A 21,045-nucleotide genomic window follows, 5' to 3' on the forward strand; every position below is an offset into this window, starting at 1 on the left:
AATGTTGTTATAATTTGTTTATGAACTGCCCTTTCAACTATTATATTAGTATAAATTTTCAATAAATAACATATAAAAATCACAGCTTTTTTGTGTAAAAATTTAATATCTTATTCTGTGTTAAGGAGTTTAATATGTTAAACATAAAATCTCAACTTCCGTTACTTAATCATATAAAAAGGGATTTTGAAAAGGAACCTATTCATATTTATACACAAATTCTTACTACTCATTTTTTGTTATTGATCTTAGCCATGTTTGTTTTTATCTTTATATTAGGTACCCTAGCCGTGCAAACTTTGATTAGTCAGACCTCTAAATTTAATTACGATAATCTTTACTATATCAATAATGAAACAGAAGATTTTTTTATTAACTTAAAAGAAAATCTCCACTATGTTACTTCCAATCAAGAAATTAGAAGCTCTCTGGTTTTCTCTAATCAATTTGAAAATGTAGAAGAATTTAAGATCAGTCCTCATACCAAAAATTATTTAAACTATATATCAGATATGGGACATGATTACGATTTATCCTTTTGCAATTTGAATGGTATTTTAAGTATTGACTCCTATGAACCTATCGTTAATAGCATTGATATTAAATCTCAGAGTTGGTATAAGGAGTTCATGACTCTTAATATTGATCAAAAAGTTATCTCTAACACCCAAAAGCCTTATTATGTTGAAAATACGGCTGATAATGCAATCATCTCCTATATTTTGAGCATCAAAAACTATACTGAAGATCAGACCATTGGATTTCTGATTTTAGATATTGATTATGAAATGATTGAGGATTTATATACAAATAAGATATCTCCTACTTATCCCATAATCATCTTAGATGAAAATGATGAACTTATATTTCATTCTGAAAGCCTGAATGAGAACATGATCAAAAAGATCATCCATCAAAATCCATACTTTGTAAAAGAGGAAAAGATAACTGTTGGTAAAGAAAAATTCTTGGTCAGTAAATGGCATTCCAGCTATACTGATTGGAAGATCCTATCGATTATTTCCTTAGATGAGCAGTTGGGACCTTTCACAGAATTGGCTTTTATTTTTCTTCCTATTATCTTAATTATCATTTTATTACATACCTTCATCTCTAATAATACATCAAAAAAAATCATTCAACCGATAAATGACTTAATAACAACCATGAAAAGTACAAGAGATGGTTACTTCAATCAAAAACAATTGGCTAACACCAACATCTATGAGATCGATGAATTATCCTATACTTTTAAAAGTATGATGGAAGAAATAAATCATCTCATTGATACGAATCAAAAAAATAACCTTTTAAAAATTGAATCACAATTAATTGCTTTACAACAAAAAATCAATCCTCATTTTTTGTTTAATACACTTGAACTAATCAGCGGGCAAGCCATCATAGAAAATGCTAACGATACTAGTGAAATGGCGCAAAAACTGGGTAATCTATTTAGATATAATCTTCGTGCACCTGATGTTTTAACTCTTGAACAAGAAATAAATTACTTCAAAGACTACCTTTATTTACAACAAATACGATACAATCATACATTAAACATTTTCTTTCATATTGATGAAAACATTCTAAACTATAAAATACCCAAGCTAACTTTACAGCCTCTGATTGAGAATTCAATTAACCATGGGTTTGGAGATTTACCAGCTGATGATAACTTTATTCAAATTATTGGTAGGATGCATGAGACTAAACTATGTATTGAAATAATCGATAACGGTATGGGTATACCGCCTGTAAGACTGAATGAATTGAAGGATGCTCTAATCAATGATATGAACAATTTTCAATGCTTTATTAACCGTAAGGAACATATTGGTATACGTAATGTCAATGCAAGACTTTGCTTATATTATAAAATCGACAGCTGTTTAGCTATTCAAAGTAGCATGAATGAAGGAACAAAAATTACTCTAACTATTCCAATAGCTGATAAGTCCTATGAAACTACCTAGGAGGTGTAACTGTAATGTACAAAGTTCTCATTGTAGATGATAATGTCATCATTAGAAAAAGTATACGAACTCGTGTTAAATGGGATCAGATAGATATGGAGGTTGTGGGAGAAGCTTGTGACGGCAAAGAAGCTTATGATATGATTTGTTCCATAGAGTGTGATATTGTTATCACGGATATTAAGATGCCCAAAATCGATGGGTTAGCTCTAATTGAGAAGACAAGAAAGCAATTTCCTTGCTTACAGTACATTATCATAAGTAGTTTCGATGATTTTAAATATACTAAAAAAGCCATCTTATATAAAGTTGTCACTTATATTTTAAAACCCATAAATAATCAAGAGCTTTTAACTGCTCTTCAGACATCAAAAAACAATATCATTCATTTACAAGAGCAAGAACAGCAAAAGATGCATTTAGAAAATTCGAAGGAATTAAATGATTTTGCAAAATTTAACGCACATATGATTTCCTTCCTTAATAATAATGACACCCTTAAGAATAACAGTAATTTTCTTGATACATTTAATTATCGATATACTGATAAAGAACTGATTATGCTAGCATTTAATACACTTCAACCTGAACTAAATATGAATGTACTATACACGATTTATAAATATTTACTTCGGCATCATCCACTCAACATGATACCTGTGCTGTTGAATGAAAACATTTTCATTGTAATTATTACCACAGAAAATAGGGATAAAACCCTGATTAATCAACTAGCACTTCAAGGAACAAATATTATGAAAGAGTTAAACTATACAAAGATCTACTATAGCTGTTCCTTTGGAGAAAATAAGGTGGCCAATTTAAAACCTTGTTTTAAAGAGTGTATGAGGGCTCTTTACTACCGTTTCCTCGACCTAAAACCTGTAAACAATATCTATTATTACACACCGTTGGAATCTAAAGGTTTATCTGATGATGAATTGAATAATTATAAATTAGCACTTGAACTTGGCGTAGAAGAGCAAGCTCTTGAGTCTTTAAATAGCATTTTTCAGCACTTACATACCCATCATGTCAATTCATCTATTTTTAAATTGACCATGACTTCTATCGTCAATATCATTCATAACACACTACTTTCAAATAACCTCAATAGAAGCATACTACCTGAAGAAGTTTTTGGGAGGTATTTCTTCTTGAAATTTGGTTGTTTAGATGACCTCAATCACTACTTCACAACATTAACTAAAGATTTATGCAGTAATATTCAATCCAGTAGCCATGAGAATTATGATAAAATCATTGATTATATCAAGGCTAATTACAATAAATCCATATCCCTTAATTCCATTGCAGATACTTTTTTTATGAATACCAATTATTTAGGACAATTTATTAAAAAACATACCGGTCAAACTTTTAATCAATACATTAATAACATGAGAATTGAGCAAGCTAAAAGAGTTCTATCCAAACAGCCCGATATCAAGTTAAATGAGTTAGCTCATACCATAGGCTATGCCGACTCTCAGTACTTTTCAAAAGTTTTTAGAAGGATTACAGGCTTTACCCCTACCCAATATAAAAAAAATAATTAGCGATGTAGAAAAAGACCCCAAAATTGGGGTCTCAAAATTTTTGTATACACTTAGAAATTTACTAATGTATCCACTTTAACTGGCATACCAGTAGCAATGGCTTTATTAGCTGCTATTCCTGTAAGAATAGACATGGCACCATCTACATGAGTTGCTGCACGCTCTAATGGGTCATTTGAAGGTTCATCACTGAAGATATCTTTAAGTAAGATAGGATCACCACCGCCATGGCCACCTTCAGCTTCTTCAACATCTACTTTGTAAGGTTCACCAAACATTGGGTAAACAATGATTTCTTTACCTTTGACCGCACCTTCTTGAGCTGAATCCCCTTCACCATTAACATATACCTTTTCGTAAACGCACATTTCAATACGACCTTTATCACCATTGAACATAACTCTGAAACCTTCCCAAGGCATATAAGCATTGAGTGAGTATGTTAAGATAGCCTTATTCTTATAACGTACGATAACACCCATTGTATCTTCGATGTTAATACCGTCGCCAAAGACACTTTGGTCTCTTAAATAACCATCTTCTTTTTCAGCTTCTAGGTAAAGCTTCTTATGACTTTCACTCTTTTCTAAATGAAGTGCAAATGGATCGTTCTTAGCTGCTTCAGATCCTTGTGCACGGTAATAGAAACCTTGCACTCCTCTATTTTCTGCATTTTCTCTTCCATAGAACATAAGATCACCAAAGGCAAATACTGTATCTGGTTGAGATCCAATCCAGAAATTAACCAAGTCAAAATGGTGAGTTGATTTATGTACTAATAATCCACCACTGTTACGTTTATCTCTATGCCATCTACGGAAATAATCGGCACCATGGCTTGTATTTAACAGCCATTCAAAATGCACAGAGTTTACTTTACCAATTGCACCATTCATGATCAATTCACGAATTTTTGAGTTATAAGGTGCATAACGGTAGTTAAATGAAACCCTTACATTTTTTCCAGTACGTTTTTGAGTATCGATGATTTCTTGGCATTTTTCTTCATCTACTGTCATAGGCTTTTCAGTGATAACATCACAGCCTAATTCCATTGCGCGAATAATATATTTATGATGGGTACGGTCAACACTTGTTACTACAACTATATCTGGTTTTACTTCTTCTATCATTTTATCAAATTCATACTGTCGATATGTTGGTACTGCTTCACCACCAAGTTCTTTCATGGCTTCATTTGCAACATTCATACGTGTTTGATTAACATCACAAAAAGCTACTACTTTGCTTGTATCACTATAATCTTTAACTAAAGAATTGTAAAAAAATCGAGAACGACCACCTAAACCAACAAAAGCATAAGTCTTCATCATTTTGCCTCCCTATTTATAATATCAAGATATGTACATTATAGAATAGGCACAAGGGTATTTCCGTGCACATTCTAAGGAATATGGCTATAAAACGCGCAGATTATGCTTTTATTATGATGAGTTGTGGACTACAAACAAAAGAAAAAGACCCTACTTGAGGATCTCTTCATTATTACTCTATTTATTCAGCTAACTCTAAAGCGATTTCCATCATCTTAGTAAAAGCTGTTTGTCTTTCTGATGAGCTTGTTTCTTCATGTGTTACTAAGTGATCAGATACTGTTAGTACACATGCAGCATTTTTACCTAATACATTTGCATTGTTAAATAACGCGAAAGATTCCATTTCAACTGCAATACAATCTTTTTCATCACGAAGTCGTTCAAATCTCTTAAAGTCTTCACTATAAAATACATCACTTGAATGGATGCGACCTTTTTTATATGGAATATTTAAATCATTCGCTATACCCTCTAAACGGCTAGTTAATTCTTGAGAAGGCTCTAACACATCTCTCTCTTCATTACATTGCACTTTGGCAAAAGATGACTCACTGTAAGCATCTTCAACAATGATAACATCGTATAAGTCTAAGTCTTCGGAATACGCACCGCATGAACCGATACGAACAATGTTCTCTACATCATAGAATTTGAATAACTCATAAGAATAGATACCAACAGATGGTTGACCCATACCATGGCCCATTACAGAAATTTCACGGCCTTTATAAGTACCCGTAAAACCAAGCATACCTCTTACTTGATTGAATTGTTTTACATTCTCTAAGAATGTTTCAGCAATAAATTTTGCACGTAATGGATCTCCTGGCATTAATACTGTTTTTGCGATTTCACCTTTTTTAGCTTCAATATGTGGCGTTGCCATAATATATTCCTCCTTCAAAATATTTATCTCTGCATAAACTGGCTGAGTATTATGCAAGTACTCTTCAATGATTAAGTAACATGTTAATCATTATATAGTTTACCTGTCGACTTGTTATATTATAACATAAATAATTTATCATATTCATTAAATAAGGTCAATTTATGTTTAAAAAGTTCTTAGATCAATGACCTAAGAACTCTTTTGGGTAATCATTAAGGAACTGTAAATCCATTTGGAGCTACATCTAATACATTAGACTCTGGTACATTAACATAATTGGGTGGTACTTCGCCTTGGAATATTTCATCCACAAGAACAAATTTTTGATTGATAAATATATTCTCTGTCGCCATTGGAACGACGATCTGTATTTCTGTATTAATATCTAGCCATACTCTATGATTAAGTTGATTGATACCTGCAGCACGAAATTCTCTATCATAATCAATTGTAGCTGTACCTATTGGCATAATCATCACTTCTATAATAGGTCCATAGTTAGCTAAAAGATCCGAGCCTGTTAAATTACCTAATGGTACCTTTAAATGATAGACCTGAACCTCTACCAAATTTTCATCTATTTTCTCAATAACATCTGCCGTTAACGCATTGATCAGTATGGTATTCATCTGTGCCGATGTAATATTATTTTGATCATCACCTATGTATGTAACTAAATCTCTGGACTCAATTCCGTATTCTTCTATAGTTTCACTTATTGCATCATTTATAGCAGCCGTAGCAATACTCTTAGCCTTAAATTCTGCCATTGATAAAACAGAAGGCATAATACTCGCTTCGAATTGATAATAGAAATAGTAAAGAATCAGAACAACAGCGAACAGAATAAGGATAGACATGACATTGAATTTTCTTTTACTTTTAGGTTTTCTTCCCTTAATGTTGCGTCTATTATATCTTAGCAAAACTGATACCCCCTTATATATACTTTATGCGTATGAAAGATGAAAATGTTACTGTTGCCCAAAGTAATTTGCTGGATTTTTACATTGAGATTACAGAACTATTAAATACTATTAAAAATACTCCAGTATAAAAAAGCGATAGTAATATTTGGTTAAGGTTGACTACCCCTTATTTTTAAGTCCTTTGAGGAAGTAAAAAATATATTAAATAAGTAGACATCCATCACACTGAATACTTTCTAATGATCTAAACGTCTTGACTTCATATATGTGATATAATAGAATTTATATGAAGGAGGCAGGATATGAATTTTTCCAAGGATTCCAATAAAAAGAAAGAAAAAGAATATAAATCAAATAAAAAGAGAACTAAGAATAAAATAGGATTAGTTTTCTTAAGAATTATCTTTATTGCGCTATTAATTCTATTGTTTGCTGGTGTAGGTGCAGGGGTAGGAATTTTCTCTGGCATTATAAAGTCAACACCACCTATCGACGTTAATCAAATCACACCTGAAGGCTATGCAACTATTATTTATGATGATAATACAACGGAAATCGCTCGCCTAAGCGGTGCTGAAGCTAATCGTGAGTGGGTCGATATTGAAGATATTCCTGATAATCTTGAGCACGCTTTTGTGGCTATGGAAGATGAACGCTTCTATGAACATAATGGTATTGATATTCAAGCTATCATGCGTGCTGTTGTTGTCAATTTACAAAGTAAATCCTTTAGCGAGGGTGGAAGTACCATGACACAGCAGCTGATTAAGAATAATATTCTTACATCTGAAAAGACTCTGGTACGTAAAATACAAGAGCAGTATTTATCACTCATGCTTGAAAAAGAACTTGAACAGAAATATGGTAAAGAAGAAGCTAAGGACATTATCCTTGAAAATTATCTAAACACATTAAATTTAGGTCATGGAGCTTTTGGGGTACAGGCTGCTGCTAAAACTTACTTTGGTAAAGACGTTAGCGAGCTAACTGCAGCCGAGTGCGCTGTACTTGCAGCCATTGCACCTAATCCAACTAAGTATGACCCAGCTAGAAACCCAGAGAACAATCAAGATAGACAAGAAATTATTGTAGAAAAAATGTTTGAACAAGGGTACATAACGAATTCAGATTATCAAATTGCAAAAGCTGAAGAAGTCTATAAGAGCATTCAAATTATTACAGATGAAAGTGAAGGTAAAAATTCCTTTAATTCCTACTATATAGATGCTGTTATCGAACAAGTGATTGGTGATTTAGTTGATTTAGGGTATTCTGAATCTACAGCAACAGATATGATTTATCGCCACGGTTTAGAAATTTATACGACCCAAGATCAAGACATTCAAAATACCATGGAAACAGCTATGCTCAATGAAGAACTTTTTCCTGAAGAGGATTTTTGGGTACAACTGGACTATCGTTTATCTATTCAACATGAAAATGGTGACGTAGAACATACCTTTATTCCTGTTTATAAAGATCCAGATGATAATAAAGGAGTAACTCTGTTCAAGACAGAAGAAGAAGCCTATGCTTATATCGAAACATTTAAATCAGAAAAGATGACTGAGACAGGTAAAATCATTGGAGAAAGTATAACCCTTACACCTCAGCCACAAGCTTCTATGGTAATTATGGATTACCGGACTGGTGAAATAAAAGCACTTGTTGGTGGTAGAGGTGAGAAAATCGGTAATCGAACTTGGAACAGAGCTATAGATTCTACACGTTCACCAGGTTCTACTTTCAAGCCATTAGCGGCTTATGCTCCTGCTTTGGATACTGCTGGCTATACACCAGCTACCATTATCGATGATGTTCCATTTACAGTAGAGGAAGCTTATCCAAAACCTTATACACCTAATAACTGGTATGCTACATCCAGAAGAGATGATTGGTATTGGGGCTTATCAACAGTGCGTTTAGGTATTACACAATCCATGAATATTCTAGCTGTCAAGACGGTTTATGATATTGGTTTACCAACAGCCTTTGACTATTTACAAAATTTTGGTTTTACTACTCTAGTAGAAGCTGATAAGGGTTATTCCTTACCTCTTGGAGGTTTAACCAATGGTGTAACCAACTTTGAGATAACTGCTGCCTACGGTGCCATTGCCAATGGTGGTGTTTATACAGAACCTATTTTGTATACTAAAGTCGTTGATCAAAGTGGCAATATTATATTAGAAAACCAACCTGAAACTCATACTGTTATGAAAGATACTACTGCTTTCTTATTAACAAATATGATGGAGGACGTTATTAAAGTAGGAACAGGTGGTAGAGCAGCTTTTGAACAAATATCTATGCCTATTTCCGGTAAAACTGGTACAGCACAAGAATCAAAAGACTTATGGTTTGTTGGCTATACACCTTATTATGTAGCAGGTATATGGACAGGTTACGATCGTGAGATGCCTATCCTAAATAACAACTATTACCATCTCGACTTATGGCAAGCTGTTATGGAAAAGGTTCATATGGATAAAGAGCTGGAAACTCAGCAATTTAGCCGACCTTCAGGTATTACAACTGCTTATATCTGTACAGAATCCGGCCAACTAGCTACGGGCCTTTGTGAAAAAGATCCACGTGGAAGTACTGCACGTTGGGAATACTTTGTTGCAGGAACAGAACCCACTGAATATTGTACCGTTCACGTAGAAGCGCAAATTTGTGAAGACTCTGGCTTATTTGTAAGAGAAGGTTATTGTCCAGATGATACAATTGAAAATAAGATTTTTATTCAACGACCAGAAGATATGCGCTTGAACTATGAGGAATTAGATGAAGAAACATTAGCACACATTGTAGATGTTCAATATGAAATACCACCAAGTATGGAAGGTGAGTATTGTAATGTTCATGGTCCAGGCATGGAAACTGAAGAAGTTCTTGACTTTGACTTACTTGACCTCTTCCGTAGAGCAGAAAAGGATAAGCAGGACAAAGATAATGATAAAGATAACGAAGACGATGATTAATATATAATTAACTCGATTTATTGTGAATAATTTGGGTTTAAATAAGACTGAATATCTAATGGGGTGATGATATAATCACCCCATTCACTTTTTATTTCATCCTCATCAAAGAGAAAGTTCATAAAATTTCTTTAAGTTTTGTTTTTTTAAGAAAATTGAGGAATGATTTATTAACAAATTACCCAAACTTTAAATATATATTCCTATGTCTATACGCCTTGATTTTACATATAGTGTCGTTTAGTCAATACAAAGGAGGTATGATATGAAGTATTCCAATGACTCAAATAATAATGATAAAAAATATAAGTCTAAGAAAAAAAAGACTAAGCATAAAAGCGGATTGCGTCGTTTTTTTAGAATACTATTCATTATGATACTAGTTATTTTTTTCGCAGGATCTGGAGCTGCCTTAGGTTTGGTGACAGGTATTGTTAAATCAACACCACCTATCAGCGCCAATAAGATTACACCAGAGGGGTTTGCTACAATTATTTATGATGATAGTGGTAATGAAATCACACGCCTCAGTGGTGCCGAAGCTAATAGAATATGGGTTGACATTGAAGATATCCCAGATAAACTGGAGTATGCTTTTATCGCTATTGAAGATGAACGATTTTATACCCATAGCGGTATTGATCTAAGAGCCATCATGAGAGCTGCTGTTGTCAATCTTCAAACTCGTTCTATTAGCGAAGGTGGTAGTACCATCACACAGCAATTAATCAAGTATAATGTACTTACTTTTGACCAAACTTGGGTAAGAAAAATTCAAGAGCAATATCTTGCTTTGACTTTAGAAAAAGATTTATCCGATAAGTATGGTAAAGAAGAAGCTAAAAATACAATCTTGGAAAGTTACTTGAATACTATTAACCTAGCTAATGGAGCGTATGGTGTACAATCAGCTGCTGAGATATATTTTGGTAAGAATGTAGGGGATTTGACCGTTGCTGAGAGTGCTGTTATAGCAGCAACTGCAAATAGTCCAACATTATTTGACCCACTTGATAATCCGGAAGCCAATACTGAAAGAGCCAGTCGTATATTAGACAAAATGTATGAGCAAAATTATATAACAGCCGATGAGTATGCAACTGCCCAAAAGGAAAATGTTTATGAAAATATTAAACAAATAGATCTTGAAAACCAAGAAAATGCAACTTTTAATTCTTACTTTGTTGATGCTGTCATTGAAGATGTATTAGCTGATTTTCAGGAAGCTGGTTATTCAGAAGATCAAGCTTATAACAGTATTTATAGAGGTGGATTAACCATCTATACAACTCAAGATTCAAATATGCAAAAAATAACTGAAGAAGCTATGCTCAATGAAGAACTCTTTCCATCAGAGGAATTTGCCCTTTTACTTGATTATCGCTTATCTGTTACACATGCTGATGGTGAAGTTGAACACATGTACAACCCTGTGTATACGAATCCTAAAGAAAACTGGGGTATTAGCCTATTTAAGACTGAAGACGAAGCTAATGCTTATATTGAAGCCTTTAAAGATGAGAAACTGGTAGATGGTGATGACATTATTGCTGAAAATAAAACCTTAGTGCCTCAACCTCAAGCTTCAATGGTGATAATGGATTACAGAACAGGTGAAGTTAAGTCCTTAGTTGGAGGACGGGGTGAGAAAAAAGGTAATCGAACCTTAAACCGAGCTACAGATACAACCCGTTCACCGGGCTCTACTTTCAAGCCATTAGCAGCCTATGCACCAGCTCTTGATACTGCTGGGTATACACCTGCTACAGTCATTGATGATGTTCCTTTTACAATTAAAGAAGCTTATCCAAAACCCTATACACCGAATAACTGGTATGCTCATTCAGGTCGCACAGACTGGTATTGGGGTTTATCAACAGTTCGTTTGGGTATTACACAATCCATGAATATCCTAGCAGTTAAGACTGTTTATGATATTGGAATTCCTACAGCCTTTGATTATTTAGAGAACTTTGGCTTTACAACATTAGTTGATGCAGATAAAGGGTATTCATTACCTCTTGGAGGTTTAACCAATGGTGTAACAAACTTAGAACTTACTGCTTCATATGGTACAATTGCCAATAGTGGTGTTTATACAGAACCTATTCTCTATACAAAGGTAGTTGATCAAAATGGTAACATAATTTTGCAAAATGTACCAGAGACCCATACTGTCATCAAAGATACCACAGCTTTCTTACTAACGGATATGATGGTAGATGTGATCAATCATGGTACTGGTAGTAGAGCAGACTTTGATGAAAGATCCATGCCCATTGCTGGTAAGACAGGTACTGCACAAAATTCTAAAGATCTATGGCTTGTAGCCTATACTCCCTATTACGTAGCTGGTGTTTGGACAGGTTTTGATCGGGAAATGACCATCGATGACAACAGTTATCATCTTGAATTATGGCAATCCGTTATGGAGGACATCCATATCGATAAAGAATTGCCCTATAAGGAATTTGATCAACCACCTGGTATCACACAAGCTTTTGTATGTACTGAATCTGGTAAACTGGCTACTGAACTCTGCCAGCAAGATCCTAGAGGCAGTCGAGCACGTTGGGAATATTTTGTGGCCGGAGCAGCACCTTCAGAGTATTGCGAAGTACACGTTGATGCTCAAATCTGCGAAGACTCGGATTTATTTGCAAGAGAAGGCTATTGTCCTGAAGAATCCATTAAAACCAGGATATATATTAAAAGACCAGAAGATATGCGTCTTAACTATGATGAATTAGATGAAAAAACACTTAGCCGCATTGTAGATGTTCAGTATGAATTCCCATCAAGTCTGGAAGGTGAATATTGTAATGTCCATGGTCCGGGGATGGAAACTGAAGAAGAAGATTCTGAGTTTGACCTACTTGATCTACTCAATGGTGATGATGACGATGATACCATTTTTACACCTGGTAATGATGATGATGACACTAATGAAAACAATGCAAATGATAATCCAGTTGATGACAATAACAACAATGATTCATTAGATGATTTTTTTGATCTTCCATCCAACTAAATAGATTAAGCCCCTTCAACCTTCAGATAAGATTGAGGGGGCTTTATATTTTATTCTTTAGCTTTTGGATTAAAGATAATGGATGCTAAATATCCAAATAATATGGCTGCAGTTAAACCACCTGCTGTAGCTTTTAAACCACCAGTAAAAGCACCTATGAAACCACTTAATTGCACAGCTTCCATAGCACCCTTGCCTAAGGCATAACCAAAACCTACAATAGGAACTGTAGCTCCAGCTCCAGCAAAATCAACAAGTGGACCGTAAAGCCCAAAGAGTGTCAGAATAGCACCTGAACTCACAAAGAGGACCATAATACGTCCTGGCATTAATTTTGTTTTATCCATGAGAAGTTGACCAATAATACAAATGATACCACCTACAACAAATGCCTTTATATACATCATTAGCATCACCCCTTATATTTTTGAATAACAACAGCATGAGCTATTCCAGGTATACTTTCACCTTGCTGTGTACTCAATGTGCTTAATAGCGCTCCTGTTGGTATAAACAGTATACTTTTATACTTATCATTCTTCATCTCCTGTAATAAATATCCAGTCAATGTAACAGCAGAGCATCCACAACCACTACCACCTGCATGTGTATCTTGTGTATTAGCATCAAAAATCTCTATGCCACAGTCTGTGAAACCTTGGTGAAGATAGTACCCTTCTTTTTCTACGAGTTCTTTCATCAATTGATTCCCGATAGAACCTAAATCCCCTGTTATGATAAGATCATAGTCGTCTGGAGAAGTTCCTAGGTCCTTGAAATGTTGGACTAGAGTATCTGCCGCAGCTGGTGCCATTGCTGCTCCCATATTCATTGGATCTGTTATTCCTAGATCCACTATTTTGCCGGTTGTTATTGCTGTTACAAAAGGTCCCTGTCCCTGTTTTCCTAAGACTACTGCCCCACTCCCTGTTACTGTCCATGTCGCTGTCAACGGGCGTTGACTACCATACTCTAAAGGAAAACGAAATTGCTTTTCTGCACCACAAAAATGACTAGAGGTTGCTGCCAATGTATAATCAGCAAATCCACCTGAGATAGCCATTGAGGCAAGTTGAATCGACTCGCCCATGGTTGAACACGCCCCATATAAACCAAAAAAAGGGGTATTAAATTCCCTAATGGCAAAAGTTGTAGCCACCAATTGATTAAGAAGATCACCGGCAAATATATAACGTATATCTTCAATAGTTTTATTAGCATGTTTCAGTGCCAGTTTCATGCTCTCTTTAACTAATTTCGTTTCTGCTTTTTCCCAAGTATCTTCACCCCAAAGGTCATCTTGAAGTACTTGATCAAAATAATCTCTTAAAGGTCCTTTTCCTTCTTTAGGACCTACTATAGAACCTGCTCCCAAAATAGAGGGAGGATTCGTAAATTTGATACTCTGTTTCCCAATATATTGGTCCATATTAACACCGCCTTATATAGTTAACTCTAGATGTAGATAATTAAATTATCTTAAACCCAAATTATTCACAATAATTCATTAATGCTATGCACAGCATTTGACCCTCTAAGCATCCTTACAAGTTCAAGATGAACCCTCCAGGTGCAATCTTAAACTTGTAAGAACACTTATAAATCCAAGATCAACACATATCCTCAAGGTTTATCATGAATAATTCGGGTTAAATCATAAATAAGTATATTAATCCTACAGCTACCGATGATATAACACCGTATACAATAACAGGTCCAGCGATAGTAAACATTTTTGAACCTACTCCAAAAACGTAGCCTTCCTTTTTAAACTCAATAGCAGAAGCTACAATAGAATTAGCAAATCCTGTTATTGGTACAACTGTACCAGCTCCAGCAAATTTAGCTATGTTATCATAAATATCTAACCCTGTAAATAATGCCCCAAAAAATACGAGTACTATACTTGTTATTGTAGCCGCTTCACCTTTCTCAAAACCATAATTAATTAGTCCATCTGTTATAAACTGCCCTATACAGCAGATAGTACCTCCAACTAAAAAAGCTCTGAAACAATTGACCCATGAATTATGTTTAGGGGATACTTGTTCTACTCGGGTTTGATAATCTTTTGCTTTTTGTTGATCTTTTCCAACCACTTTAAAATGCCTCCTCTACTTAAATTGAATGAATCCTGGGTATAAGAAATATATGAGAGACCCAATAGTTTTTCCTAATGAAATACTTAAAATAAAGTATTGCAAGCCTATCTTTAATTTTGCTCTTCTCGATACGATAGGCAGGACATCTAAGGTCTCCGCTAAACAAACCGCTAATCCTCCAATAAATATTCCTGCAAATGCACCAAATATAAGTTCTGCTACTATCCCAAGGGGTAGATAAACGTCAAATACAAAAGTTAATGTGGCTAAAAATCCGCCTAATACAATACAGTTTTCATAGAGTACAATATACTTTCTTGTATCCGTTTTTTGAACTAGTCTTGGTATGATACCAATGATAGTGATAAATGCAAAAACCCCACCAGCAATTGCAACTCCTGAACTAAACCCAATAAAAATCATCGCAGCATATTTTAATATTGTTAATATCATTCTTCATCACTCTCATTACTCTGTTCTGAACTAATTATTTTGATCAGACAATCACTTATTTCAGAATCATATTTATCCATTTCGACTTGTATTGGTGTAGGGTCTTCTGTCAATTTTTTTGACGAGAAGTGATTAAAGAATACGGTAACCCCTGTTAAAAGACCTATAGAATAAGGAATTATAATCCATAAGGGTCTTTCTACATATTCTCCAGTAAAAATCTCATTAATATTAGAAAACACATTAGGCACAGAAGCATCTGTATGAAAAGTCATAATCGCCATAGCTGAGCCACACAATAGTGTGAGACAAATGACACTAACCTTAAATAAGGTGAATAGTTTATTGGGTTTGGGTTTGGACGGTCCATAGTCGATAAGGATATCCTTCTCACCCATATTGGAAACGGTGATCCCTTTGGTGTTGGTATCAATTACTTTAATGACCTCAAGTAAACTAATTACGAATTTATGCTTCTTCTGGGTCTGTTTCACTGAACAAACTTTTAGAGTCTTTAATTTATTAACAATAACAGGATCACCGTATAATTCTCCAATATCCCCCACCGTCACCTTGTTCGTATTATATAAATGAACTTTCTTCTGTGCTTTTATATAAATCATAGAGCTCATTCACATCACCATTATCTAAATTTTCTTCCATTACAAAGGTACCTCGAGTCGGTTCATTATTTTTCTCTGATAGGTAATAATAAACACTAAAACTACCTACTCCAATTATTAAAATAATAAATAAAACTAGAATTCTTTTTTTCATAATCATCAAACCTTTTCTTAATATGGTTTCAACTTTATCCTACTTGTAGTGAGTTCCTCCAACTTAAAGATAATAGATACTGTCACCATTTTACCTTTAAATATTCATGGTACACATTACATACTGACTTAGGATTTGGATGTAGAAAAACAATATATAATATTTGTAAGTGCACATTTTTTTATGAGTTTTAATTGATAAGTTATTGTTATATGCACTTATTTTTTATTCATTAATATTTTTTCCTTGGCATTAAGTTATATGCCAGTAAAAAAACTCCAAGGCAATCTTGGAGTAAATTAACGTATTTGGACAAAAGAAAAAATGCTCAACAATAAGCATTTATTCATGGCTAAAACATGCTATTATCCTAGCATCTCGCGCATTTTCGTTAATATTTTTTTTTCAATCCGAGAAACCTGAACTTGTGAAATTCCAATTTCTGCTGCAATTTCCGATTGTGTTTTATCGTTGTAATACCGTAGCTGAATTATCTTTTGCTCTTTTGGTTCTAATTTATTTATAAAATTTTTAATGGATATCACATCGATCATATGATCTTCATTATTTTTATCTACATTAAGCTTATCAATTAAATAAATAGGATTACCATCACTTTGATGGATGGTTGTATAAAGAGATTCTACTTCAGAATTTGACTCCAAAGCCATAATGATCTCTTCTTTCGAAAAACCAACGGCATCGGAGATTTCCATTAAAGTTGGCTCTCTTCCTAACTCTTTTATAAGATTTTCTTTTTCTCTTAAAATCTTTGAGGCCATTTCTTTTAATGACCGGCTTACTTTGATCATCCCATCATCACGAATGAACCTTTTAATCTCACCCATAATCATAGGAACAGCATAAGTTGAGAATTTTACATTATAAGAAAAATCAAATTTATCTACTGCCTTTATTAGGCCAATACTTCCTATTTGAAAGAGATCATCTAATTCATAGCCTCGTCCACTAAAACGTTTCACAATGCTCCAAACTAAACCAATATTCTCCTCTACTATTTGATTTCTTGCACCAATATTACCTTGTTGGGCTTCTCTGATTAATTCAATGGTTCTATCCATTTCCCCACCTACTTTAACGTTTTAATCTTTTTTTCATATGTATCTTGGTGCCCTTACCCAACTCTGAATCAACTAATAACTTGTCCATAAAGGTATCCATGAAGGTAAATCCCATACCTGATCTTTCCAACTCTGGCTTCGATGTATATAGTGGTTCCTTGGCCTTATCAATATCCTCTATACCAATACCCTGGTCTTCTATAAGGATACTGATTAAATCATCTTCAATGCTACATGCAATATGAACGGTACCAGGTTGATTATCGTACCCATGGATAATAGCATTGGTCACTGCTTCCGATACAGCTGTCTTAATATCTGATAACTCCTGCAATGTTGGATCCAGTTGTGATATAAAGGATGCTACAGCTACTCGAGCAAAGCTTACATTTTGTGATTTGCTATCAAACTGTATTTGCATACTATTTTTTTCAGTCATAATACTTCCCCCTTATATGGCTTTAATTGCATCTTCAATGCTTTCAAATTGATCCATTAGGCTATATACACCTGAGATCTTTAATACGCGGTTTAATTGTGGGGAAATATTACTTAACATGACTTTCCCACCTATATCTTTTATGTTGCGATAACGCCCCATCAGTAATCCAATACCTGAACTATCCATGAAGCTCACATTGGCAAAATCAAAAATCAGGTTTTTGGCTTGTCCACTTCGAATATACCCGTCTATTCTATCTCGAATCATTTCAGTTTCATGATGGTCAATGTCACCGTCAATATAAATTACTAAATTTTTATGATCTATTTTGCACTGTATACTCAATTTGCTTCCTCCTTTATTTTTATAGTCTAGGAAACTGGCAATATACCAGAATTTACTTACCTTTATATTTACCCATATACATATTATTATATAAAATACAGTATTTGTAAATAGTTTTTTTTAAAAAAACCTCTTTTCTCCTATATTAAAGTGGAAAAAAGAGGTTTCTACGTTACTTTTCATATTATTCCATTGACGCATAATGGTTTTTAGCATACTCATAAAATACACCATTACTAGCAGTATATTTAGTAAAATAAAGCTCAAAGGCTTTTTTTGATTCTTCAAATTGCCCTAATTCTTTATAACACCTAGCAATTCGATAATAACTTTCTTCAGCATACCATGCTGTATCAGAATAGATTAAAGATCTTTCATAGGCTGGTATAGCATCTGCATAAGATCCATTACGATATAGTCCATCACCAATATTAAATGCATTTTGACCTGCTTCGGTGAATGTTTTATCTTTAAGATAATTATACAGTAATTTACCCTCATCGCTTAATAAGCTTGTATCAATTGTTAATAATAAATCAGCAGTTTCATCAATGTTTTCTTCCATGTATAACATGGCACCGTCGATTAATGCATTTGTCGTACTCACCTGATCCTCTGTAAGATCGTAAGTACCTAATTCTTCTTTTAAAGTTGCTACATTACGGTCTAATGCGTCGATTTGCTCATTTAAATTATCAATAGTCTCATCTTTATCTTGAATCTTTCTCTGATACTGCTCTTCAACTCTAGAAAGTTCTTCTTCTAAATTATTAACTTGCTCTGGCGTAAATAAGAAAATAATTGCCAATATACCAATTAATATACCAAGAATAAAGATTACAATTTGGCTTAATGAAGCAATGCCTCTTTCTTTCCTTCGATTTAAGACCGAAGACTGTTCAAACTGATTAGCTACATTACTTTTAGTATTATAAGCTGTCGTAATCTCTTCCTCAGCTTCATCACCGGGTTGAATGACTTCTTTATAATAAACAGCAATTGGGTTACGGCTGTCAAGAGCTAAAACATTGTTGATACACTGCAATGCTTTATTCTGTTGCTTGGTCTTTAAATAGCAATAAGCAAGTAAGTTATTAGCAGCGATGTAGGATGGATTGATATGAACTGCCTTACGAAGTTTAATAATCGCTAAATCTTCGCTTTTTTGCTCAATATGCTTCAGAGCATTATTATACATACTTAAAGTAGCCTTTAGCTGCTCATACTTCCGTTTATGACTACTGGCATAAAGCTTCTTCATGTATTGATAAGCTCTATTTTCATTTTCATCAGGAAAGAATTGAAAACTTATCTGCCATTGACGAGTAGCCTCTCCTACTTCACCTATTCTATAATAAAGTAAGCCTAATAAATTTCTAGCATCAATAAATCTCTTATCAAATTCTAAACTTCTTTTTAGTAGCTGAATAGCTGTTGTTATATCTCTTTCATTCGCTTTCATTAAAGCTTTATTATATAAACGCCTCGAAGTAATATATATTTTCTTTAAAATCTCACTATTGATCTGACACTCTGGACAATAGTCGTTTACTAATTCTTTTTCGCATAGCGGACACTTCATCATTAATGACCACCTTGCTGCTCTTTATTCATCATACGTAAAATGTCAACTAAATCCTGAATTTCATCAGAGTTTATATCCTTTTCGGAGATTTTTTCAACTTCAAGGCACGGTTTAAATTTCTTTAATTCTTTATGAAAATCAATCACTTAGCCACTTCCTTCCCTATCTAAATAATCTTTCATTTCTCCAACTAAGTATAACGATCCGATACAACAAATGATGTTCCCCTCTTTGCCATCATTTAAGGCTTCCTCATGAGCCTCTTTTAGACTATTTTTAATGGCTATGTTCTCTTTATAATGTTCATATAAATCTTCAGGTAATAACGTTCTCGGTGAACAAATAGGTGTAAATATTATTTTCTTAAAGACCTTTGACTTCATCATTAAATCTAATAATAATGGATAGTCTTTGTCTTTATTGAAGCCTACTATACATATTGGGGGGAGTTTTGTTTGATTGGATATGGATTCCATAAAATTCGTCATGCCATCAACATTATGTGCTCCATCGAGTATATAAATTCGATTACCCCTGGTAACAACTTCCATCCTACCAGGCCATACAACTTTTTCAAATCCTCTATAAATTGAACTGTCCTTAATATTTATCTCTTTATGTCTAAGGACATCTATAATTAAAAGTACAGTGGCGGAATTTATCACTTGATAATCGCCTATAAGACTTGTTTGAATGTTCCTAAAGCTATAATACGGTGTTTGAATAGAAAAAATTTGTCTTTTTAGACTTTTTTCATGAATAGACATGGTAATAGAAGAATCTATGGCAAATAATCTAGCATTTTTTTCCTTAGAAACTTCATTTACTTTATTATACACCGAATCTTTTACAGAAAACAAGACCACTGGGCAATTTTTTTTGATAATACCTGCTTTTTCACCAGTAATATCTTCAAGGTTGTCCCCTAAAATACTTGTATGATCTAAACTAATAGGTGTAATAACAGTTACTATTGGTTCTTTTATAATATTAGTGGCATCTAAACGCCCCCCTAGCCCAACTTCTATAACTGCATAATCAACTTTCTTTAATGCAAAATAATAGAAGGCACACGCTGTTATTACTTCAAAAAAAGTGGGATGTTGCAAACCTGCTTCAATCATCTCTTCAATGGCTTCTTTAACCTTTGTTCCAATCCTGGAGAATTCTTCATCAGTAATGGCTTCATTGCAAATCTTCATTCGCTCATTGAAATGAATGAGATGAGGCGATGTGAATGTGCCAACGGTATATCCTTCCTCTAATAGAATTGATGTGGTCATAGCGCAAACAGACCCTTTTCCATTTGTACCAGCCACATGGATACATCTTAATTGATCTTGTGGATTGCCTAATCTTTTCATCAGATTCTCCATCAGAGATAAGTCTTCTTTAACCTCTGTAAATCTTGGAATATGATTTAAATAATCAATCAGCTCTTGATAATTCATAACATCACCAACTTTTATTTTACTTTTTCGATATTAACTAATGTCACTACCATATAGAAAGTATACACTTGACCCATTATGTTTAACTCCAATTTCTTAA

At 33.9% G+C, this 21,045-nt stretch carries 19 protein-coding genes; 4 read left to right on the plus strand and 15 right to left on the minus strand.

The window, feature by feature from the left end; translation table 11 throughout:
- The first annotated feature begins 134 nt into the window (after window positions 1-134).
- Both C1Y58_RS23390 and C1Y58_RS23395 read left to right on the plus strand, forming a co-directional pair.
- Complete coding sequence (locus tag C1Y58_RS23390; RefSeq protein WP_105619376.1) at window positions 135-1,976, plus strand: sensor histidine kinase; 1,842 nt, start codon at window positions 135-137, stop codon at window positions 1,974-1,976.
- Between the two features lie 14 nt (window positions 1,977-1,990).
- Window positions 1,991-3,535 carry a response regulator transcription factor gene (locus C1Y58_RS23395; protein ID WP_105619378.1) on the plus strand — a complete coding sequence of 515 codons (1,545 nt, stop codon included), beginning with the start codon at window positions 1,991-1,993 and terminating at the stop codon, window positions 3,533-3,535.
- 50 nt (window positions 3,536-3,585) lie between these two features.
- Here the strand turns inward: C1Y58_RS23395 and C1Y58_RS23400 are convergent, their stop codons facing one another.
- The 3 genes from C1Y58_RS23400 to yunB all read right to left on the minus strand — a co-directional run bounded on the left by C1Y58_RS23400 (window position 3,586) and on the right by yunB (window position 6,687).
- Entirely contained in the window at window positions 3,586-4,869 is a 1,284-nt protein-coding gene (locus C1Y58_RS23400; RefSeq protein WP_105619380.1) for a Gfo/Idh/MocA family protein, read from the minus strand.
- A 181-nt stretch (window positions 4,870-5,050) separates the two neighbouring features.
- Entirely contained in the window at window positions 5,051-5,758 is a 708-nt protein-coding gene (gene deoD / locus C1Y58_RS23405; RefSeq protein ID WP_105619382.1) for a purine-nucleoside phosphorylase, read from the minus strand.
- A 215-nt stretch (window positions 5,759-5,973) separates the two neighbouring features.
- Entirely contained in the window at window positions 5,974-6,687 is a 714-nt protein-coding gene (gene yunB, locus C1Y58_RS23410; RefSeq protein WP_105619384.1) for a sporulation protein YunB, read from the minus strand.
- Window positions 6,688-6,992: 305 nt separating this feature from the next.
- Here yunB and C1Y58_RS23415 point away from each other — a divergent pair, with 305 nt between their 5' ends.
- Both C1Y58_RS23415 and C1Y58_RS23420 read left to right on the plus strand, forming a co-directional pair.
- Complete coding sequence (locus C1Y58_RS23415; protein ID WP_105619386.1) at window positions 6,993-9,677, plus strand: transglycosylase domain-containing protein; 2,685 nt, start codon at window positions 6,993-6,995, stop codon at window positions 9,675-9,677.
- A gap of 265 nt (window positions 9,678-9,942) precedes the next feature.
- Window positions 9,943-12,708 carry a transglycosylase domain-containing protein gene (locus C1Y58_RS23420; RefSeq protein WP_105619388.1) on the plus strand — a complete coding sequence of 922 codons (2,766 nt, stop codon included), beginning with the start codon at window positions 9,943-9,945 and terminating at the stop codon, window positions 12,706-12,708.
- Between the two features lie 50 nt (window positions 12,709-12,758).
- Here C1Y58_RS23420 and spoVAE read toward each other — a convergent pair whose 3' ends face one another.
- The 12 genes from spoVAE to C1Y58_RS23475 all read right to left on the minus strand — a co-directional run bounded on the left by spoVAE (window position 12,759) and on the right by C1Y58_RS23475 (window position 20,945).
- Entirely contained in the window at window positions 12,759-13,115 is a 357-nt protein-coding gene (gene spoVAE, locus C1Y58_RS23425; RefSeq protein ID WP_105619390.1) for a stage V sporulation protein AE, read from the minus strand.
- Between the two features lie 5 nt (window positions 13,116-13,120).
- Window positions 13,121-14,137: a stage V sporulation protein AD gene (gene spoVAD, locus C1Y58_RS23430; protein WP_105619392.1), complete on the minus strand. Its 1,017-nt coding sequence runs from the start codon at window positions 14,135-14,137 to the stop codon at window positions 13,121-13,123.
- Between the two features lie 220 nt (window positions 14,138-14,357).
- Window positions 14,358-14,807: a stage V sporulation protein AC gene (gene spoVAC / locus C1Y58_RS23435; RefSeq protein WP_105619394.1), complete on the minus strand. Its 450-nt coding sequence runs from the start codon at window positions 14,805-14,807 to the stop codon at window positions 14,358-14,360.
- A gap of 15 nt (window positions 14,808-14,822) precedes the next feature.
- Window positions 14,823-15,263 (minus strand): stage V sporulation protein AB, encoded by a 441-nt coding sequence (locus C1Y58_RS23440; protein WP_242985462.1) that lies wholly within the window; start codon window positions 15,261-15,263, stop codon window positions 14,823-14,825.
- Complete coding sequence (locus tag C1Y58_RS23445; RefSeq protein WP_157950260.1) at window positions 15,260-15,886, minus strand: stage V sporulation protein AA; 627 nt, start codon at window positions 15,884-15,886, stop codon at window positions 15,260-15,262. The genes C1Y58_RS23440 and C1Y58_RS23445 overlap by 4 nt, the downstream gene beginning before the upstream one ends.
- Complete coding sequence (locus C1Y58_RS23450) at window positions 15,846-16,040, minus strand: hypothetical protein (RefSeq protein WP_157950261.1); 195 nt, start codon at window positions 16,038-16,040, stop codon at window positions 15,846-15,848. Before C1Y58_RS23450 ends, C1Y58_RS23445 begins: the two co-directional genes overlap by 41 nt.
- A 365-nt stretch (window positions 16,041-16,405) precedes the next feature.
- Entirely contained in the window at window positions 16,406-17,122 is a 717-nt protein-coding gene (gene sigF, locus C1Y58_RS23455; protein WP_105619400.1) for an RNA polymerase sporulation sigma factor SigF, read from the minus strand.
- A 13-nt stretch (window positions 17,123-17,135) separates the two neighbouring features.
- Window positions 17,136-17,561 (minus strand): anti-sigma F factor, encoded by a 426-nt coding sequence (gene spoIIAB, locus C1Y58_RS23460; protein ID WP_105619402.1) that lies wholly within the window; start codon window positions 17,559-17,561, stop codon window positions 17,136-17,138.
- Between the two features lie 12 nt (window positions 17,562-17,573).
- The gene (locus C1Y58_RS23465; protein ID WP_157950262.1) at window positions 17,574-17,909 is read right to left on the minus strand and encodes an STAS domain-containing protein; all 336 of its coding nucleotides are present in this window, start codon (window positions 17,907-17,909) and stop codon (window positions 17,574-17,576) included.
- 184 nt (window positions 17,910-18,093) lie between these two features.
- The gene (locus C1Y58_RS23470; protein ID WP_105619406.1) at window positions 18,094-19,494 is read right to left on the minus strand and encodes a tetratricopeptide repeat protein; all 1,401 of its coding nucleotides are present in this window, start codon (window positions 19,492-19,494) and stop codon (window positions 18,094-18,096) included.
- Window positions 19,494-19,640 carry a hypothetical protein gene (locus tag C1Y58_RS26750; protein WP_170311679.1) on the minus strand — a complete coding sequence of 49 codons (147 nt, stop codon included), beginning with the start codon at window positions 19,638-19,640 and terminating at the stop codon, window positions 19,494-19,496. Before C1Y58_RS26750 ends, C1Y58_RS23470 begins: the two co-directional genes overlap by 1 nt.
- Window positions 19,641-20,945 (minus strand): bifunctional folylpolyglutamate synthase/dihydrofolate synthase, encoded by a 1,305-nt coding sequence (locus C1Y58_RS23475; RefSeq protein WP_105619408.1) that lies wholly within the window; start codon window positions 20,943-20,945, stop codon window positions 19,641-19,643.
- Between the last annotated feature and the right edge of the window lie 100 nt (window positions 20,946-21,045).

Origin of the sequence: Vallitalea okinawensis, from assembly GCF_002964605.1 — a bacterium.
Lineage (GTDB): Bacteria > Bacillota > Clostridia > Lachnospirales > PQDH01 > Vallitalea_A > Vallitalea_A okinawensis.

What these genes read in the sequence shown, in the direction of transcription:
- C1Y58_RS23445 (WP_157950260.1), bottom strand. Translation starts at nt 15,886, where the DNA reads ATGATTTATATAAAAGCACAGAAGAAAGTTCATTTATATAATACGAAC.
- C1Y58_RS23395 (WP_105619378.1), top strand. Translation starts at nt 1,991, where the DNA reads ATGTACAAAGTTCTCATTGTAGATGATAATGTCATCATTAGAAAAAGT.
- spoVAE (WP_105619390.1), bottom strand. Translation starts at nt 13,115, where the DNA reads ATGATGTATATAAAGGCATTTGTTGTAGGTGGTATCATTTGTATTATT.
- C1Y58_RS23470 (WP_105619406.1), bottom strand. Translation starts at nt 19,494, where the DNA reads ATGATGAAGTGTCCGCTATGCGAAAAAGAATTAGTAAACGACTATTGT.
- C1Y58_RS23390 (WP_105619376.1), top strand. Translation starts at nt 135, where the DNA reads ATGTTAAACATAAAATCTCAACTTCCGTTACTTAATCATATAAAAAGG.
- C1Y58_RS23450 (WP_157950261.1), bottom strand. Translation starts at nt 16,040, where the DNA reads ATGAAAAAAAGAATTCTAGTTTTATTTATTATTTTAATAATTGGAGTA.
- C1Y58_RS23440 (WP_242985462.1), bottom strand. Translation starts at nt 15,263, where the DNA reads ATGATATTAACAATATTAAAATATGCTGCGATGATTTTTATTGGGTTT.
- C1Y58_RS23420 (WP_105619388.1), top strand. Translation starts at nt 9,943, where the DNA reads ATGAAGTATTCCAATGACTCAAATAATAATGATAAAAAATATAAGTCT.
- C1Y58_RS23400 (WP_105619380.1), bottom strand. Translation starts at nt 4,869, where the DNA reads ATGATGAAGACTTATGCTTTTGTTGGTTTAGGTGGTCGTTCTCGATTT.
- C1Y58_RS23415 (WP_105619386.1), top strand. Translation starts at nt 6,993, where the DNA reads ATGAATTTTTCCAAGGATTCCAATAAAAAGAAAGAAAAAGAATATAAA.
- C1Y58_RS23475 (WP_105619408.1), bottom strand. Translation starts at nt 20,945, where the DNA reads ATGAATTATCAAGAGCTGATTGATTATTTAAATCATATTCCAAGATTT.
- spoVAD (WP_105619392.1), bottom strand. Translation starts at nt 14,137, where the DNA reads ATGGACCAATATATTGGGAAACAGAGTATCAAATTTACGAATCCTCCC.
- sigF (WP_105619400.1), bottom strand. Translation starts at nt 17,122, where the DNA reads ATGGATAGAACCATTGAATTAATCAGAGAAGCCCAACAAGGTAATATT.
- deoD (WP_105619382.1), bottom strand. Translation starts at nt 5,758, where the DNA reads ATGGCAACGCCACATATTGAAGCTAAAAAAGGTGAAATCGCAAAAACA.
- spoIIAB (WP_105619402.1), bottom strand. Translation starts at nt 17,561, where the DNA reads ATGACTGAAAAAAATAGTATGCAAATACAGTTTGATAGCAAATCACAA.